The organism is Bacteroides sp. PHL 2737, from assembly GCF_004115325.2.
GTDB lineage: Bacteria > Bacteroidota > Bacteroidia > Bacteroidales > Bacteroidaceae > Bacteroides > Bacteroides hominis.
The window spans coordinates 4647777-4663438 of sequence record NZ_CP040630.1; the positions used below are offsets into that span (position 1 = coordinate 4647777).

The following is a 15662-nucleotide window of genomic DNA, read 5'->3' on the forward strand; positions in this document are numbered from 1 at the left end:
TTAGTGGTACAAATATAAAGAGTTTTAACACCCCATAGAGTTCAAAAACAACTATGATTCTTCTGAAAACGTCTAATAATGGAATAAAAAGGGCATTTATAGACGTTTTTGAACATCGGATAGACAAAATCGGAAGCCTGTCGTGAACGAGTCTTAACTGAAATTTGTATATTTGCAGACATAGAAGCCTGACAAAACTGTTTAGAAATGAATACGATTCACCACAGAGTACACGGAGGACACAGAGTTTTGATCTCTTGTTGATTAAGATGTTTGAGAGAAAGATATTCTCTGTGTTCTCTGTGGCCTCCGTGGTGAATTAAACTCAAAAACAAATACTGAATGAACTAAATACAAACCTAATCAACAAACTCTTTTTATGAATCAAAAATTATTGCTCAGCAGTGCGCTGCTTGTCGGCATGGCCGGAACACAACAAGCGTTTGCACAAAAGAAAAAAGTTCAGGACCCCAAAAAGCCGAACGTAGTTTTCATTTTGGCCGATGACCTCGGATTCGGTGACCTGAGTTGCTACGGACAAGAGAAGTTCGAAACTCCCAACATCGACAAACTGGCCCAGGAAGGAATGCGCTTCACCCAATGTTATTCGGGAACAACGGTAAGTGCCCCCTCACGCTCTTGCCTGCTGACAGGCACTCATAGCGGACATACGGCTATCCGTGGTAACGTCGAACTCGATCCGGAAGGACAATTCCCTTTGCCGGCAGATGCACAGACCATCTTCCACGATTTTCAGAACGCAGGATACAAAACCGGCGCTTTCGGTAAATGGGGACTGGGATTCATCGGCTCTACAGGCGATCCGAAAAAACAGGGAATTGACGAATTCTACGGTTACAACTGCCAATTGCTGGCACACAGCTACTATCCCGATCACTTGTGGGACAATGACAAACGAGTAGAGTTGAAAGACAACACACTGGATGTGCAGTATGGCAAAGGTACTTACTCACAAGACCTGATCCACTCAAAGGCACTCGACTTCCTTGACCGGATGGGAAAAAGCGGAGAATCGTTCTGCATGTGGTATCCTACCATCATCCCTCATGCCGAACTGATTGTGCCCGAAGACAGCATTATCAAAAAGTTCCGCGGCAAGTATCCCGAGAAACCTTTCCATGGCACCGAACCGGGTAACCCGGCATTCCGTAAAGGCGGATACTGCTCTCAGTTCTACCCTCACGCAACGTTTGCAGCCATGGTTTACCGCCTCGACGTATATGTAGGCCAGATTGTACAGAAGCTGAAAGATATGGGTATCTATGACAACACCATCATCATCTTTGCCAGCGATAACGGACCGCACATGGAAGGAGGAGCCGATCCGGACTTCTTCAATAGCAACGGTATCTGGCGCGGATATAAACGCGACCTCTACGAAGGAGGAATCCGTGTACCGATGATCATCTCTTGGCCGGAACGTGTACAACCCAGCACCCAAACCGACTTCATGTGTTCGTTCTGGGATGTAATGCCCACTTTCCGTGAAATATTGAACCCGAAAGCCAAGAACCAACAGATGGACGGTGTGAGCCTGTTACCACTACTTGAAAACCGCAAAGGACAGAAAGAACACGAATATCTGTATTTTGAGTTCCAGGAGATGAACGGACGCCAAGCCGTACGTAAAGGCCCGTGGAAGTTAGTTCACATGAACGTTCGCGGCAAAAATCCGTATTTCGAACTCTATAACCTGAATTCCGATCCGTCGGAACGCCACAATGTACTGAACCAGTTCCCGGAAAAAGTGGCCGAACTGAAAGGCATTATGCAGGCTGCACATGTGCCGAATCCTAATTTCCCACTGTTACCGGGAGAAAAATAAGAAGAAACATTTTACTTCATTACAGAATACACAGAGGGCACAGAGATTTTCCATTGAAAGAAGTTATCTCTGTGCCCTCTATATTATTAATAACTTGCAGTTATTGCTTCACTGCCACCGTATCTGCCGCAAAGACATCTTTCCGGTAGCCATACCCCAGATCGGAATAAATCTTCAACATCTCAGGCAGACGTTCCATGAAACGGTCAAAATTTTTATGTTCCGGCAATGTCCATTGTATTTCGGACAAAGCAGCCATTCGAGGTAAAATCTGCCACTCCATCTTGGTTGAATCGGCAGTCCACTCCGTCCAGATACAACCTTGAGTACCGATTACAAACTTCTTTTCGGCATCGGTCAGTTCGGCAGGAACAGGTTCGAAGTTATATACACGATTCATCCATTCGAATCCGGTCATCTTATTAATGCGCGGATTGCTGAAATAGAGCCGTTGGATAGGAGTCATGATGACATCGTGATGCTGGCGCGCAGCTTCGATGCCTCCTTGAATACCCCTCCATGACATGATGGTAGAATTCGGGGTCAGACCGCCTTCCAATACTTCGTCCCATCCCAACATACGGCGTCCGTGGGCGTTGATCTCTTTCTCCAACTCAGACATGAAATAGGTCTGCAACTGATTCTCTTTCGAATGTTTAGGCAGCGCTTTGATACCCAGTTCCTTAATTTTAGCCTGACATTTAGGGCATTTCTCCCAACGGCTCTTCGGACACTCGTCTCCACCGATATGAATGTATTCGGAAGGGAAAATATCCATAATCTCGTCCAACACGTCTTTAGTAAACTGAAGTGTCTGTTCGTTACCGGCACAAAGCACATCGGAAAATACACCAAATGAACAAAGCACCTTATAGGGACCACCCGTGCAACCCAGTTCCGGATAAGAAGCCAGGGCGGCTGTAGTATGTCCCGGAAGGTCTATTTCGGGAACTACCGTAATGAAGCGATCGGCCGCATAACGGACAATCTCACGGGCTTCATCCTGTGTATAGAAACCACTGTGAGGCTTTCCATCGAACTTCTTGGTTTCCCAGTCAATAATGGTAGAATCTCGTCTGGAACCTATTTCCGTTAGTTTGGGATACTTTTTGATTTCAATTCTCCACCCCTGGTCTTCGGTCAGGTGCCAATGGAAATAGTTGATGTTATGCAATGCCATCAGGTCAATCATCTGTTTGAGGTAGCTGACGGGGAAGAAATGGCGACCTACGTCGATCATGAATCCACGATAACGGAAACGGGGAAAGTCGGTAACCGTCCCGGCAGGAAGAGCTGCCGCCACTTTTCCGTCCTTCAGAATCGGAAGGGCTTTGTGGATGGTTTGGGTACCGTAGAATACTCCGGCCTCACTGCCTCCGGTGAGAAGAACCTTCTCGGGGGTGATCTCAAGTTTATAACCTTCCGGGTGAGTCATTGTCGTATCTACAGCAAGGATAATGGCGTTACTGCCCTTCTCTTTATCGGACACACGGACTTCGGTTCCGGTCATCTCTTTTATAAAGGTAGCCAGAAAATCGGCAGTACGATGCATTTTTTCATTAGCTGCCGGATAGATGATCGTAGTACTGTGGTTGATAACAAAAGGTGTAGTGTCTTGGGCAAGGACAATCTCTTGCGGCTGAGGAATTACGTCCAGATTCCCCTTTTCGATAACTGCGGGGCGACAGGCACAGAATAGCACAACGGCCAACAAACCGGGAGCTAAACGGAATAATAATCTCTTGTTCATAGTGTTTTGATTTGCTCACCACAGAGTCACACCGAGTTCCATAGAGGAAGGAAGCATAGAAGATACGCTCTATGGGACTCTGTGTACTCTGTGGTTAATGTTATTCATTTCGGCAAAGATAAGATTTTATTTCCATTTTTTTGGTCACGTCTATGCAAACTGTTACTTTTGCCGTTAACGTGATAGATATGCATCCATGAAAAACAACCCATATACCGGCCTTCTCTGTTGGTTGACCATACTTCTGGCAGTCTGCTGCCTCCCGCTGAAAGCCGGCCATTACTACTATAAACAGATTTCCCTGAAGGAGGGACTCCCTTCTACCGTGCGATGTGTCTATACCGAACCCAAAGGTTTCGTATGGATAGGCACCAATGCGGGATTGGGAAGGTTCGACGGAGAAAAGCTGAAGAAATATATCCACCGGAAAGAAGATGCGCACTCGTTGCCACACAATTACATCCATCAGATCATTGAAGACAATCAACACAACATCTGGGTACTGACCGATGACGGAATAGCGCAGTATCGCAGGCAAAGCGACGATTTTACAACTCCACAAGACGAACAGGGACATTCCATCCTCGCCTATTCCGCTTGCCTGACGGAACAGGGGGTGATCTTCGGCGGCCGCAACCGCATCTATCGTTACGATTACGAAAACCGTTCCGTAAAACTTCTGCTGGACTTCAGTTCCGACCCTTACTTCGCCATCTCCGCCATCAGCCGATGGGACGAAGAGACGCTGCTATGTTGCAGCCGATGGCAAGGTCTCAGGTTGATCAATCTCCGTTCGGGAGAACGCCGTCTCCCTCCATTCGACTGTGGGAAAGAGATCATGGCACTTCTGATCGACTCGCACAACCGCATCTGGGTGGCCCCCTACAATGAAGGCTTGCGCTGCTTCAGTCCCGAAGGCAGATTGTTAGCCTCGTACACTACCGCAAACTCCCGCCTCAGCAACAACGTGGTGCTTAGCATAGCCGAACGGGACTCGCACATCTGGGTAGGAACAGACGGAGGAGGTATCAATATCATACGTCCGGACAACCATCAGATCAGCGTTCTTGAACATATTCCCGGAGATAACTATTCACTTCCCGTCAACTCTATCCTATCGCTCTACAACGATACCTATAACAACATGTGGGCCGGAAGCATTCGCAAGGGTTTGATCAATATCCGTGAAGTATCCATGAAGACCTATACCGATGTCTTTCCCGGAAGTAGCAAAGGGCTGAGTGATCCCGCCGTACTGAGTCTTTATCAGGACGAATCGGACGGACGGATCTGGATCGGTACAGACGGCGGAGGTATCAACAGTCTTGACCCCGACACGGAAGAGTTCCGTCACGACCGGTCTACCTGGGGAGACAAAGTAGTCTCTATCGCCGGTTTCACCCGGGAAACGCTCTTACTCTCTGTCTTTTCAAAAGGATTGTTTGTTTACAACAAAGCGAATGGAGAGCAACAGTTACTGACCATCGACCATCCCCGCCTCAAACAATATCTCTACTACAGCGGAATGGCGGTAAATGTCTATCAGGACGAACCGGGCAGCGTCCTCTTGCTGGCAGGACATATTTACCGATACGACACCGGCTCGCAGAAAATACGCGTAGTGAATGAAGAAGAAGGTATGGAGATTGCCGGCAGCATGAATGCCATTGCCCACAACGAGCGTTTCACCTACCTCAACGACAGCCGTACCCTCTACGAACTGGACCGGACAAACAACTGTCTGAAAAGACTTTTCAGCTGTACGGGCGATACATTATTATATTCTGTTTCGATGGACGAGAAAGGTGATTTCTGGATTGGCAGCAACACCGGACTGGGACAGTATACGCCGTCGACCAACCGGTATCATCCGTTGCCAACTTCCCTGTTCGGTGAAGTGAGTTCGGTCATTTGCGATCATCGGGGAAAAGTATGGATCGGGGCAGACCACATGTTGTTTGCCTGGATGCTGCAATCCCGGAAGTTCATCCTTTTCGGCGAATCGGACGGAGTTATTCCGAATGAATATCTGGCAAAGCCCCGGCTTGTCTCCGGCAAGGGAGAAGTTTATATGGGAGGCGCAAACGGACTGCTCTGCATCGACAACCGTTTTTCGACAGCTCCATCCGACTTTCCGGAAGTGGAACTGACCGACGTATACATAAACGGCGAACCGGCCATTAAGCAGATAACAGGACAGCCGGAGAAACTGACCCTCCCGCAGGACAGCCGGACCATAACCTTACGCATAATGTCCCACGAACAAGATATTTTCCGTAAAAAAAGATACCGTTATCAGATAGAAGGATTGAACGACGAACCGATTGAATCGTACGATCCGGAACTGATTATCCGTTCACTTCCGGCAGGCAAATATCGGATATTGGCCGCATGCAGTACCAAGAATGGCGACTGGACTCCCTTCCGTCCTATCCTGTCACTCACCATACTACCTCCCTGGTACCGGAGCGGATGGTTCATCATCTGTGTATTGCTTATTGCATCGGGTGTCATTGCTGCCGTCATTCTCACCATTCTGCGCCGCAGGCAAAACCGGTTGAAATGGGAACTAAAAGAGCGGGAGTTACAGGAATATGAAGAAAAAATCCGATTCCTGGTCAATGTCAGCAACGAACTCCTCCCCTCGTTCACCGAGACGGGTGAAAGAGAACTGCAAATCGTAGAGCTGATACGAAACCGGCTCCGTAATGGAGAGAAAAGTAAAACGGACACCGACATTAAAAATATACCCAAAGAGGAAAAGAGCGAACTCAGCCAACCAGACGAGACTTTCCTACGAAAACTGAACCGGCTAATCACCGACCACTTGGACAGTCCCGAACTGGACGTCACCTTCCTCTGTACGGAAATGGGATTGAGCCGTGCTTCACTCTACAACAAGTTAAAGGCCATGACCAACATGGGCGCCAACGATTACATCAATAAATTCCGCATGGAAAAGGCCATCCAACTGATCTCAACCACCGATCTCACCTTTACAGAGATAGCGGAAAAAATAGGATTTACAACATCCCGTTATTTCAGTACTTCATTCAAGCAATATACAGGAGAGACACCGACTCAGTATAAAGAGAAAATAAGGAAAAAGCAATAGGGTGTAGCCATCCGATGCATAGGGTATAACCATCCGGAGTACATGGCTACACCCTATGCCTCGGATAGCTACACCCTTTCGGACCCAGCATATTTCTTATCCGAATATAACTTCACTGAATAAAAAATGGAGTACGACACAGCCATACCCCATTCTCCATTCTAACAATCAAACTCAATCAAGCAATGGTGACAGATGCATCCAGATATACATCCTGGATGGCATTGAGCAATTCCACTCCCTCTTTCATCGGTTTCTGGAAAGCTTTACGTCCGCTAATCAACCCCATACCACCGGCACGTTTATTCACTACCGCCGTAACAACAGCGTCTTTCAGGTCGGAAGCTCCATGTGATTCGCCACCGGAATTAATCAAACCGACACGTCCCATATATCCGTTGGCTACCTGATAACGGCAAAGATCAATCGGGTGATCGGTAGTCAGTTCGGTATACATTCTTTCGTCTGTCTTTCCAAAATGAATTGCTTTGAAGCCACCGTTATTAGTAGGCAACTTCTGCTTCACAATATCCGCTTTAATGGTAACTCCAAGACGGTCTGCCTGCCCGGTTAGGTCAGCGGCAGCATGATAGTCTACCCCGTCTTTCTTAAAATCATTGTTGCGCAGATAACACCACAAGATAGTGGCCATGCCCAATTCATGCGCATAGTCAAAAGCCTCGGCAATCTCTACCAACTGACGACGGCTTTGCTCGGAACCGAAATAGATAGTAGCTCCCACAGCCACCGCTCCCATCTCCCATGCCTCCTTGACGGTGCCAAACAACACCTGATCATACGAATTGGGATAAGACAGCAGTTCATTATGGTTCAGTTTCACTACAAACGGAATTTTGTGAGCATACTTACGGGCAACAGCCCCCAAAATACCGAAAGTAGAAGCAACGGCATTACATCCGCCTTCAATGGCCAGTTTTACAATATTTTCCGGGTCGAAATAGATGGGATTCGGAGCGAACGAAGCTCCGGCTGTATGCTCAATATCCTGGTCGACAGGAAGAATGGACACATATCCCGTATTTGCCAGACGACCATGTCCCAGCAAAGTCTGCAAGCTGCGTAAGGTCTGTATGTTACGGTCCGAGTCGATCCATATCTTATCGATCGTATCCGGTGACGGCACGTGAATCAGTGATTTATCAATGGTTTTACAAGTGTGGTTCAGGTAGTATTCAGCCTGATTACCCAATAGTTCTATAATTTTATTCATAATTGTAATGGTTTTGAGTTTTATTCACCACGGAGTACACAGAGAACACAGAGAATATCTTTCTCTTAAACATCTTAATAAACAAGAGATTAAAACTCTGTGTCCTCCGTGTACTCTGTGGTGAATAATATTCATTTTTATTCCGTAATGAGGGGTTTCCTCTTATCTTATTTTTTCTTTCCCTGATTGGCAACCGCTTCCATCAGTTTCCGGATTTCTTCGGGGTCACCCAGGAAATAGTCTTTTTCCAGATTCAGTTCGTCACTGAATTCAAATACGTAAGGAACAGCAGTCGGCAGATTCAGTTTCACGATCTCTTCATCGGAGATGTGCTTCAAGTGCTTGATAATGCCCCGCAAACTGTTGCCGTGGGCAACCACCAGAATTTCATCAGCGGTTTTCAGATTCGGGAAAATGATACATTTCCAATAAGGCATGATGCGGTCGATGGTATCTTTCAAAGATTCCGTCCGGGGAAGTTCTGCATCGGGCACTTCCCGATAGCGGTTCTCAAAACGTGGATTTCTCGGATCGTCTTCCGACAGGGCATTGGGAGCTATATCATAACTCCTGCGCCAGATAAGTACCTGTTCGTCACCGTATTTGGCAGCCGTCTCGCTTTTATTCAATCCTTGCAGATCGCCATAATGCTTCTCATTCAGACGCCAACTCTTCTCCACCGGAATCCAGTCCTGATCCATCCGGTCGAGCACACAATTCAGCGTTTTCACCGCTCGTTTAAGGTACGAAGTATAAGCTTTATCGAAATTAAATCCATTTTCTTTCAGTAGTTCACCCGCTTTGCAGGCTTCGGCAATTCCCTTTTCTGTCAGATCGACATCGGTCCAGCCGGTAAAACGGTTCTCCTTGTTCCATGCACTTTCTCCATGACGGAGCAACACAATCTTTTTCATTCAACTCTCCTTTCTTTAGGTGTTTATTATAGAACATTTGTATTGAGTACAAAGTTCACGAAAGTAAAAGGAACAGTCAATACCTAAAAATGATGAAAGTGAGTTGTAAATTTGCCACAGAGTACACAGAGAATGCAAAAGACCATTCTTTCGAAGTAAGAGATAACTCTGTGTGCTCTGTGTTTGAATATCAACGATTTCTCTTTAGAAAAAGGCGATCGGTAATGACAGAGGGCAGTTCCGACTCATAATGGGTTACCATAATCATCGTTTTATCTTCACGGCAGCAGAAGGCCTCGATGATCTTTTTCACCCGCCGGCGATTGTACGTATCGAGTCCGTGCAGCGGTTCGTCCAGAATAAGTAATTCCGGATCTTTCACGAAAGCACGGGCCAGCAATGCCAAGCGCTGTTCACCACTCGAGAGTTGAAGAAAAGGTCTGTCTTTCAGAGCGGCAATGCCAAACACATCCATCCACCACTCGCAGGTGGCCATCTGGCTTTCCTGTGGACGCTTATACAAGCCGATGCTGTCATGCAACCCGGAAGCTACAATCTCAATGGCCGGCAGATTCTTAAGATAGGCACGGTGCATTTCGGGACTGACGTAACCGATATGCTTTTTTATCTCCCAAATGCTTTCACCTGTACCCCGCTTGCGTCCGAAAAGGCTGATGTCACAAGCATACGACTGAGGATTATCCGCACAAACCAAACTAAGCAACGTAGATTTACCGGCACCGTTTTCTCCGCTCAATGCCCACTTCTCGCCCCGACGGACAGTCCAGTCGAGTTCTTTCAGGATGGTACGGTCATCATAACGGATGCTGACCTTATTTAATTTTACCACCTCCCCGGAATCATAGTTGGTTCCGTCATAAGGCAATCCGGCTATACGTTGTTGCAATGCGTCCAGAGTCACGGGTACATCGGTCACACGGAATGCAGTCAGGTAAGCCCCTCGTTCCATTTTCGGAAGCACAGTCAAGTCTTCTACCGGAATCACATGGGTAATGAACGAAGGAATATCATCGAGCATCGAAAGCACAAGGATGATTTGCACAGACGACAGCCGGGTGAGGCGTTCGAGCAGGGAGAAAAGCAGTTCACGGGTCGGTGCATCCAAACCAATAAAAGGATTGTCCATTATCAGTACCCGGGGGGCAGTCAGCAAAGTTTTAGTCAGCTGAAATTTGCGCAACTCCCCACTGGAAAGGAGAATGATCTTCTTGTCCAACAACGGCTCGATGCGGAAGAGTTCAAACAATTCCTCTTTCAGCCGTTTATCTTTGATTTCCCCCAGCATCTCCCGCACGGAGGGGGCATCTTCCTGATCGTGGGCATTCCAGCGTTGCTGATAATAATAGTTAGCATCTGCTGCACCGTATGTATCACGAAAAGCAATGTATTTCACGTTATCATATACTGTCTGAGTAGAAGAAGGAGAAAAATCGTATTTCACCGTACCTTCACGCAAGGGATATTTACCCAGAAGCGTATCTACAAACAAACTCTTCCCTCCGCCGTTGGGACCTACGATAGCAATGTGTTCGCCGGCAGCGATTTGTGCTGTGACAGGTTGTGCCAAACGTACAAGCGGGTTGCGTGCTACGCCACCCGCTATACTGAATGTGTATTGTTCCATTATCCTATTTCATTATTAGGCGGAGCAAAAGTATATCAAAATCCGCACAAAGAGACAGAATAAGAGTAAAAAAAATCGTAGTATTGGGCAATCGTAGCCGGTCAGAACCTGAATTTAGGGTTTTCCGGTTCGGTATGCGACTCTTCCATCAACTTCGTCAGTTTCCGGACAATTTCCGGATATTCGCCTGCCACATCGTGCTCTTCCCTGAGATCCTTCTCCAGATCATATAACTTCATTGTAGAGTTTCCCTTCCGGATATTGTCGATAATTCCCTTCCACTTACCCATACGAATGGCTTTCAGACCGATCACCGGATCGGGATATTCCCAATACAGATATGCATGTTCTTTCTGCTGTCCGGTCTTGCCGAGCAAAGTGGGCAGGAAACTGATTCCGTCAGTCGGCGGACAATCAACCTTCGCAATATCCGCCAAAGTAGGCATTACATCCTGAAATCCGCAAATGTGATCGCTTTGAGTGGAAGGTTTGATCTTTCCGGGCCAGGTAACAATGGCAGGTATCCGTATTCCCCCTTCATGAACAAAACATTTTCCCCAGCCATACTCCGACTTGAAAGGGCCTCCGCTATCGAACCACGGTGAATCGCTTCCGCCGTTAAAGGTTGGACCGTTATCGGAAGTGAACATGATAATGGTATTATCATACAAATGATCTGCCTTGAGTTTCTCTATCAGTCTACCTATCTGTTCGTCGAAGTAGCTGATCATGGCAGCATAAGTCGCATGCGGATACCGGCAAGGCATATACCCGGCTTTCCCGGTGTAAGGCGCCTCGTCTCCAAACTTTTCGACATAGTGTTTCACCCACTTCTCCGGTGCCTGTAATGACACGTGCGGAAGCGGAGTAGTCCACATCAAAAAGAAAGGCTTCTTCTTATTCTGTCCGACAAACGAAATCAGTTCATCAAAAATAAGATCATTAGCATACTCCTTCTGTGAAAATTTGGCATAACTGGCTTCATCGCGGGGATCTGTTCCGGGATCCAGCTGGGCAGTGTGAGGGTCGAGCACTTTATTGTTCAGATATACACGGTCTTCATCCTTATACAGAAATGCCGGATAGTAACTGTGCGCTTGCCGCTGGCAGTTATATCCGTAAAAACTGTCGAATCCCTGTTTATTGGGAGTACCCTCCGATCCCGGAGCACCCAACCCCCATTTCCCATAACATCCGGTGGCATATCCCGCCTGCTGCATCATCCTTCCGATAGTCATTGTATTGGCCTTCAGAGGATACTGTCCCTCCAGATTCGGATGCACATACATGGAGTCATAATTCATGATGGCTCCCCGGTATGCCATTTCATCATTGGCCCGTATCTGTGCATGTCCCGAATGCATACCTGTCATCAGCACACAGCGTGCCGGTGCCGAAACAGGCGATCCGGTATAGTGCTGGGTGAAACTGATGCCGTCTTTACACAGCCGGTCTATGTTCGGAGTTTCTATTTTTCCGGAACCATAACAACCAATATCCCCATACCCTAAATCGTCCATGATAATATAGATGATATTGGGTTGAGATTCTTTAACCTGACTTTTTGCCGATAAAGCAAATACGGATAGTCCGATATAGATTTCTATTCTTTTCATGCTAAGTTTCTTTTTTTAATCCCATTTATAATTTACGTCTACCTCCTTTTTCAGGGCAGGGCCGAATGAATACCCCTGTTGTTCGAACCATGGTTGCTTCAGAAGAACTTTACCGTAAAACTCATCGAAACTCAACGGTTTGCCGGAATACCACATTTGTTCGGCAAGCGCAAGAATACGCGGAAAGACACGACGGTCGATCCTATCTTCGGTTACTCCATCGTCTGTCCACAGTGCAGAACTCATTCCGAGGATAAGCGGGTTTTCTTCCCGTGGCCTGTAAGAGGGATTATGCAGATACACATCTTCCAGATCGAAAGTGCGGTCTTTGGCATATCCCCTCCAAGGAGTGAGCGGGAAGTTCAGATAGGTGTAATAGTTCGTACCGCAAATCACCGGGTAATTATGCCTGACAGCGTTCTTCAAAGCCAGATCCTTGTGCCCTCTCCAGTTCCACCACTGTATAACCACATTATCCGGCAACGGATAACCGTCCTTATAAATCACATCGCCCCAAAAGATAGCCTTCCGTCCTTTCTGTTTCAGGTAATTTGCCATTCGGGCCGAAAACCATAATTGCAGGTCATGGCTGTCCTTCAGTTTTTCTTTCGCAATCCGTGCCTGACAATCCGTACATTTATCCCAGTTTCCCTTAGGAGCCTCATCGCCTCCGAGATGAATATAAGCGGATGGAAACATCCGGCACACTTCGTCCAGTACATTCTGCAGGAAGGTGAGTGTACTGTCTTTGCCGGCGCAAAAAATATTCTGTGTAAAACCGCTTTGGGGCACTTTCACCGGAATGTTGAAACATCCCAACCGCGGATACGAATTAAGTGCGGCCTCCGCATGTCCGGGCATGTCGATCTCGGGAACAACCGTGATACCGAGGTCTGCCGCATAGCTGACAATCTCCTTTACCTCTTCCTGGGAATAAAATCCCTGTTGCTCCGGCCCCTGTCCTACGAAAGCTCCGATCCGTGTCAAAAGCGGATAGCGTTTTATCTCGATACGCCAACCGAGACCCTCGGTCAGATGCCAATGAAAATAATTCATTTTCAGCATCGAAGCCATATCGATATATTTCTTGATGGTAGAGACCTTTTGGTACTGGCGTCCCGAATCCAGCATAAAGCTACGCCATTTCACTCGCGGAAAGTCAGTGATTTCCGCACAAGGAAATATAAGTTTGTCCCCTTCCCGTGTACCCCATTGTCTCAGGCTCTGAACGGCATAAATAAAACCGGCGTTATCTGCCGCACGAACAGTCATTTTCTCGGGAGTAACAAGAATGCGATAACCCTCTGCGGGAAGTGTGGCATCTTTCTCCCAGGAGATTTGGCTGTGCCCCTTTTCACTACACCATTCCACGGCACTTTTCGGTATCAGTTTTTCATAAAACAAATGCAGGAAAGAAGCGGAAGCATCTTGAGCATGCATCCGTATCTTGCCTTGGAGTTGCAACTGTCCATTGGCTTTTTCGAGGTAATCAGGTGTAGGTAAGATCGTTTGTCCGCACAGACGGACGGCGTGCGAACCGAGGAAAAGCAGTATTAAAATCAGGTATTTCATCTAAACATAGTATTTATAGTGTGACAAGAAACTGTCCAAAGATAAGAATTTCTCGGGACAGTTTCTTATCACACGGTTAAAACCATTTATCAATCAGGAAGGGGCTACTCTACTCCGTCATCCCAACCCGGATTTTGAGCAAGCTGAGGATTCAGCACCCTTTCATTACGTGGAATAGGATTCAAGTAATAATATTCGGGCCAAGTATGGGTTTGTACAGGATGGAATTCAAGATATCCCTCTGCGCCACCTCCGTCAATCGTCACCTTCGTTCCAGCGGGAAAGTCCGATGTCTTGACATACATACCCAACTTCTTCTTTAACGCGTAATGGCACTTCTTCCATCTCCGCAGATCGTCGAACCTGAACCCTTCGGAGAATAGCTCGATACGCCGTTCGCGGCGAATCTCCCATAACAAAGGATTGACAGCATAGTCACCCGGATAAGCAGGATCGCCCAGATCGCGCTTAGGATCGAAAGCGGCGTTGATTTCCGCCACTTTCATAGGTGCCACGTTAGCACGGATACGCAGTTTATTAATTGTCTGATCGGCCGCGGACTGATCGAATTCACCCAACTCACACGTTGCTTCAGCATAATTCAGCATCACCTCTTCTACCCGGAAGATGGGCATATCGGTCTCTTCATTTCGCTGCGATCCCATCGACAAATAAGTACAATAATACTTCCAATTATTATACCCGAAAGCCGACTTGTACCAAGGCTGATTTTCCAAATAGAAATCGAAATGCGGAACTGCTCCCAGAATACCTCCGTCATACCCCTGGCGGAAAGGTAACGTCTTCTGTCTCTCTTTGCCGCTTCCATACCCTATTCCCAACCGGATATTCAGGCTATCGATAAAGCTCCTGTCCTTAGCGACATCGGTAAATTCCCACTTATTCCCCCAAGCATCGGTAGAAGCCGATCGGTCAATTCTGTATGGAGGAGTCACTTGCAGCCAGAGTCGATGATCCCGGCAACTGAACTCACTGTACATATCCTTATCTCCCTGGAACAACGGACTGTTCCAGCGGGTTTTCCCATCCGAACAGAGATAGCTGTCCACCAAGTCACGAGTCGGGTTATAGTAGGACGATCCGGTTGTTCCCTGAATGCTGGTATCATGTACTACGTTTTCCGCATTCGAGAACTCCCGATAGAGTATGACTCCCGGTACATCTTTCAGGTCGAGTGAACAAAACAGATCATCGTAGTTACTGCAAATTTCAGGATAGCTGCTCATAACCTCGGCAGACACCCGTTTACATTCTTTCAGAAAAGTTTCGGCATCATTCAATCCATGATATTTTCTCCATGTTCCTTCAAAAAGACAGAAACGGGACATAAATGCCTGTACGACGGCTCTGTTAATCGTATTACTGCCATCACCATTGACGTTGATATGCTGCTCGGCATATTGCAAATCTTCAAGAATATGCTTCGCGATTTCGTCTCTGGAAGCACGGGGACCGTTGATCAACTCTGTATCATTATCACTTAATACTCGGTCTATCCAAGGTACGCCGCCGTAAGCAGATAGTAATGAAAAATAGCGGTATGAACGAAAGAAGTATCCGACACTTTTCCAATGCGCCTTCTCAGTCTCAGTCATCTGGGAACCGTCTATCCGTCCCAACATCAGATTGACACGACGGATAAAACCATAATAATCCCAAGTCGTATTATTCCTCTTATCAGGCACAGTGACCAGTCCCCTGATCCAGTTGCTTTCGCTGCTTCCCCGCGTCTGATTATACGAGATATCGTCTGTTGAAGTATCACCGTACCCTAATTTCGGAAGTGTTTCATACAATCCCCAGGCATATGCCTTAAAGTTATCATACGTCACAAAGGCCGTCTCTTCCGTCGGATTGCCCAACGGATACCTTTCCATAAAATCATTGTTCAGGCAACCGGTAAAAGCGATCGCACTGAGTATAAACAAGGCAAATGTATATTTCTTCATACT

At 47.0% G+C, this 15662-nt stretch carries 9 protein-coding genes; 2 read left to right on the forward strand and 7 right to left on the reverse strand.

The features are described 5' to 3' along the window. The first annotated feature begins 379 nt into the window (after nt 1–379). Nucleotides 380–1846 carry an arylsulfatase gene (locus DBK98_RS19310; RefSeq protein WP_005807589.1) on the forward strand — a complete coding sequence of 489 codons (1467 nt, stop codon included), beginning with the start codon at nt 380–382 and terminating at the stop codon, nt 1844–1846. 100 nt (nt 1847–1946) lie between these two features. Here the strand turns inward: DBK98_RS19310 and DBK98_RS19315 are convergent, their stop codons facing one another. Further along, nucleotides 1947–3596: a beta-N-acetylhexosaminidase gene (locus tag DBK98_RS19315; protein ID WP_005780545.1), complete on the reverse strand. Its 1650-nt coding sequence runs from the start codon at nt 3594–3596 to the stop codon at nt 1947–1949. A gap of 196 nt (nt 3597–3792) precedes the next feature. On the opposite strand from DBK98_RS19315, the gene DBK98_RS19320 reads away from it, so the two are divergent. Next, nucleotides 3793–6711: a two-component regulator propeller domain-containing protein gene (locus DBK98_RS19320; protein ID WP_005807591.1), complete on the forward strand. Its 2919-nt coding sequence runs from the start codon at nt 3793–3795 to the stop codon at nt 6709–6711. Nucleotides 6712–6889: 178 nt separating this feature from the next. Here DBK98_RS19320 and DBK98_RS19325 read toward each other — a convergent pair whose 3' ends face one another. The 6 genes from DBK98_RS19325 to DBK98_RS19350 form a co-directional block, all read right to left on the reverse strand. After that, a complete protein-coding gene (locus DBK98_RS19325) occupies nt 6890–7942 on the reverse strand; it encodes a class I fructose-bisphosphate aldolase (protein WP_005780549.1) in 1053 nt (350 codons plus the stop codon). A 167-nt stretch (nt 7943–8109) separates the two neighbouring features. Beyond that, the gene (gene gpmA / locus DBK98_RS19330) at nt 8110–8856 is read right to left on the reverse strand and encodes a 2,3-diphosphoglycerate-dependent phosphoglycerate mutase (protein ID WP_005807593.1); all 747 of its coding nucleotides are present in this window, start codon (nt 8854–8856) and stop codon (nt 8110–8112) included. Nucleotides 8857–9046: 190 nt separating this feature from the next. Beyond that, nucleotides 9047–10501 carry an ATP-binding cassette domain-containing protein gene (locus DBK98_RS19335; RefSeq protein ID WP_005807594.1) on the reverse strand — a complete coding sequence of 485 codons (1455 nt, stop codon included), beginning with the start codon at nt 10499–10501 and terminating at the stop codon, nt 9047–9049. Nucleotides 10502–10602: 101 nt separating this feature from the next. Then, nucleotides 10603–12117 carry an arylsulfatase gene (locus DBK98_RS19340; protein WP_032535732.1) on the reverse strand — a complete coding sequence of 505 codons (1515 nt, stop codon included), beginning with the start codon at nt 12115–12117 and terminating at the stop codon, nt 10603–10605. 15 nt (nt 12118–12132) lie between these two features. Further along, nucleotides 12133–13689 carry a beta-N-acetylhexosaminidase gene (locus tag DBK98_RS19345; protein ID WP_005780558.1) on the reverse strand — a complete coding sequence of 519 codons (1557 nt, stop codon included), beginning with the start codon at nt 13687–13689 and terminating at the stop codon, nt 12133–12135. 104 nt (nt 13690–13793) lie between these two features. Next, on the reverse strand, nt 13794–15659 hold the full coding sequence (locus DBK98_RS19350) for a RagB/SusD family nutrient uptake outer membrane protein (RefSeq protein ID WP_005807600.1): 1866 nt from the start codon (nt 15657–15659) through the stop codon (nt 13794–13796). Nucleotides 15660–15662 lie beyond the last annotated feature (3 nt).

Excerpts from the sequence above, each read along its gene's own strand:
- DBK98_RS19335 (WP_005807594.1), bottom strand. The coding sequence starts at position 10,501 with ATGGAACAATACACATTCAGTATAGCGGGTGGCGTAGCACGCAACCCG.
- DBK98_RS19310 (WP_005807589.1), top strand. The coding sequence starts at position 380 with ATGAATCAAAAATTATTGCTCAGCAGTGCGCTGCTTGTCGGCATGGCC.
- gpmA (WP_005807593.1), bottom strand. The coding sequence starts at position 8,856 with ATGAAAAAGATTGTGTTGCTCCGTCATGGAGAAAGTGCATGGAACAAG.
- DBK98_RS19345 (WP_005780558.1), bottom strand. The coding sequence starts at position 13,689 with ATGAAATACCTGATTTTAATACTGCTTTTCCTCGGTTCGCACGCCGTC.
- DBK98_RS19325 (WP_005780549.1), bottom strand. The coding sequence starts at position 7,942 with ATGAATAAAATTATAGAACTATTGGGTAATCAGGCTGAATACTACCTG.
- DBK98_RS19315 (WP_005780545.1), bottom strand. The coding sequence starts at position 3,596 with ATGAACAAGAGATTATTATTCCGTTTAGCTCCCGGTTTGTTGGCCGTT.
- DBK98_RS19340 (WP_032535732.1), bottom strand. The coding sequence starts at position 12,117 with ATGAAAAGAATAGAAATCTATATCGGACTATCCGTATTTGCTTTATCG.
- DBK98_RS19350 (WP_005807600.1), bottom strand. The coding sequence starts at position 15,659 with ATGAAGAAATATACATTTGCCTTGTTTATACTCAGTGCGATCGCTTTT.
- DBK98_RS19320 (WP_005807591.1), top strand. The coding sequence starts at position 3,793 with ATGAAAAACAACCCATATACCGGCCTTCTCTGTTGGTTGACCATACTT.